The organism is Moorena sp. SIO3B2 (assembly GCF_010692525.1).
Taxonomy (GTDB): Bacteria; Cyanobacteriota; Cyanobacteriia; order Cyanobacteriales; family Coleofasciculaceae; genus Moorena; species Moorena producens.
Map to the genome: position 1 here is coordinate 1 of NZ_JAAHHE010000620.1, position 2,735 is coordinate 2,735.

Sequence of the window (2,735 nt, forward strand, 5' to 3'; positions counted from 1 at the left end):
TGACCCGCTGATCCCACGACTAGCCAGGTCTAGGATGAGCGGATTTTTTCTATCTACCTGAACACTTTGTTAATTTTCTCATATTTTTTCTTATTGAACAAAAAAACAAAATTCAGGAATAAAACGACTCAAACCTATATTTGGTAATGGATTTAACCAATATTGACTAACTGCTTCATCCTAATTGATGTATGAATTTTTCGTATATAAATGTAAAAAACAATAGTTTTATGTTAATATATGTTGCAGTTGAGAGTTGCTGTTGTTACTGTAGGCTTATGGCTTAGTTTCTGGTTAATACTCATTTCAAGGAGGGTACCAACCATGCTCTACATCAACACAGATTCTGGCTACGGATCGATTAAGTGATGCCAGAATGATTTAAAGGATATTTCGACCACTGATTCTTACCAAGTTTCCGCAACAAACCGGCGAGAAATATCTTAACCAGTTATCCACCAGACTGAATGGCAAATTGCCGCTTTTCTGACTCCCTTAGCCAATAGTCCGATAGCTAGGGTCGGGGATAAGGCTGTTGCCATCAATTATCAATTATTTGTAGGTAGTCTTTACCAATCTTGCACTGCCTACGGATAACCGTTGCGTGGGAGCAAATTTTCACGGTGGCTAACTTCACGGTGACTAATTTTACTGTTGCTAAGTTCAGTCTCAGTGGCTTTAGCGAAGCATCTTAGCATCGGATGCTTGCTGGTTTTTAACTTTTACTTATTTTCAACTATAGGTATTGTAGCACATGAAGATTCAGGGGAAAACTGCTCTGGTTACCGGAGCCTCTCGTGGTATTGGCAGAGCGATCGCTCTGGAGTTAGCCCAACAAGGAATAAGACGCTTACTGTTGGTGGCGCGAAATCGCAAGTTTAGCAGAAGTGGCGGCTGAGATTGAACGACAAGGTGTACTAGTTGTGACGCTCGTCTTAGATCTAACCCAAATAGTAGGAGTCAATATTGCAATCGCACGAGCTTGGCGAAGTTACGGACCAATTGATTTGTTGGTTAACTGTGCTGGCGTTGCTCATCAAGCTCCTTTTCTAGAATCCAAACTGCAAAATTTACCAAAAAAAAAGCGGGTCTAAAGCCCCGTCCTTCTAGGACGGTTAACTTTGTGCTATCATATTTATCGTGAGCAATAGCGATAATCATGATCATCTACGAAATGAAGCTGCAAGGAACGGAATCCCAGTATGGTCGGCTTGATGAAGCTATCCGTACAGGGTTGTTTGTTCGCAACAGCATTGTCAGAGCGTGGATGGATGGTCAAATCAAAAGTCGCAACGATGCCTATAGCTACTGCAAAGTGCTATCAGACAACCCAGAGTTCCCCTGGGTAAGCAAGCTCAACTCGATGGCTCGACAGGCGCACGCGGAAAGAGCCTGGGCATCAATTGAACGGTTCTATCGAAATTGCAAGCAAAAGATACCTGGCAAGAAAGGTTTCCCAAAGTTTAAGAAATACCAAGTTCGAGCATCTGTCGAATACAAGACTTCCGGATGGAAACTCTCTGAAGATAGGCGTTATTTAACCTTTTCAGACAAGTTTAAATCGGGTACGTTCAAACTTTGGGGGAGTCGAGATCTCCACTTCTATCAACTCAAACAAATTAAACGAGTAAGAGTGATTAGAAGGCATGATGGGTATTACGCACAATTTTTGATCGACCAGACTAGAGAGGAGACAAAAGAGCTAAGAGGATATCTGAAAAGTTTTTTTATACTGAATTTTGCCCCCCTAGCCCCCCAACTTTGGGGGGAACAAGAGTCAATTTGCTTCTAAAAGTCCCCCAAAATTGGGGGATTTAGGGGGCTTGGATGTAACAAATGAAACTTCTCAGACAACCTCTAACAGGAAAACAGACCGGGCTAGATGTAGGTCTTAACTTTTTCTACACTGATTCATTTGGCGAACAGATAGACAATCCTCGGTTTCTCAGGAGTGACGAACGTAGAATCAAGAAGCTGCAACGTCGATTATCTCGAACCCAAAAAGGAAGTCAAAACCGAAAAAAAGCCAGAAACCGATTAGGTAGAGCACATCTAAAGGTGTCACGCAGACGTAACGATTGGGTTTGTAAATTAGCTCAACACGTCATCCGGTCTCACGACTTGGTTGCGATTGAAAACCTACGGATACGCAACATGGTTAAGAACCACAAACTAGCTAAATCGATTTCGGATGCTGCTTGGTACAGATTTAGGGAATGGTTAGAGTATTTTGGCAGAATTTATGGAGTTCCAGTTATTGCTGTTGAGCCTGCATATACTTCCCAGAATTGCTCGAATTGTGGGGAGAAAGTTATCAAAACTCTTAGCACTAGAACTCATGAGTGTCCTCACTGTGGGTATCTAGCAGATCGGGATCATAACGCTGCGATTCGGCGAAGCCGACGCTACGCGAACAACATTCTTAAATCTGCACTTAAACAGCTATCAAATACCGTCGGGCAGACGGAAATTAACGCCTCTGGAGAGATTGGTCACTACTTGAGTGGGGAAACTCAACCAAGTAAACCAGCTCGAAGAAACAGAAAGAGGAAACCCAAATCGTGAGGTTTGGAATCCCCGCGCATTCATGCCGGGGAGGATGTCAAAGGAAGAAATCGCCACAAATTTAATGGGTATGTACACGATGACTCGTCTAATTGGGCGACGCATGGCAGCACGACGAGAAGGCACTATTGTAAATGTTTCTAGTTTGATGGGTAAAGTAGCAGCACCGA

The 2,735-nt window shown here is 43.0% G+C and carries 3 pseudogenes; all 3 read left to right on the top strand.

From position 1 onward, the window contains the following. Positions 1-754: 754 nt before the first annotated feature. Positions 755-1,073 (top strand): annotated as a pseudogene (locus tag F6K38_RS38985) (SDR family NAD(P)-dependent oxidoreductase); the annotation flags it as partial. A gap of 86 nt (positions 1,074-1,159) precedes the next feature. After that, positions 1,160-2,565 (top strand): annotated as a pseudogene (locus tag F6K38_RS44655) (RNA-guided endonuclease InsQ/TnpB family protein). 40 nt (positions 2,566-2,605) lie between these two features. Continuing rightward, positions 2,606-2,735: pseudogene (locus F6K38_RS39000) on the top strand (SDR family NAD(P)-dependent oxidoreductase); the annotation flags it as partial.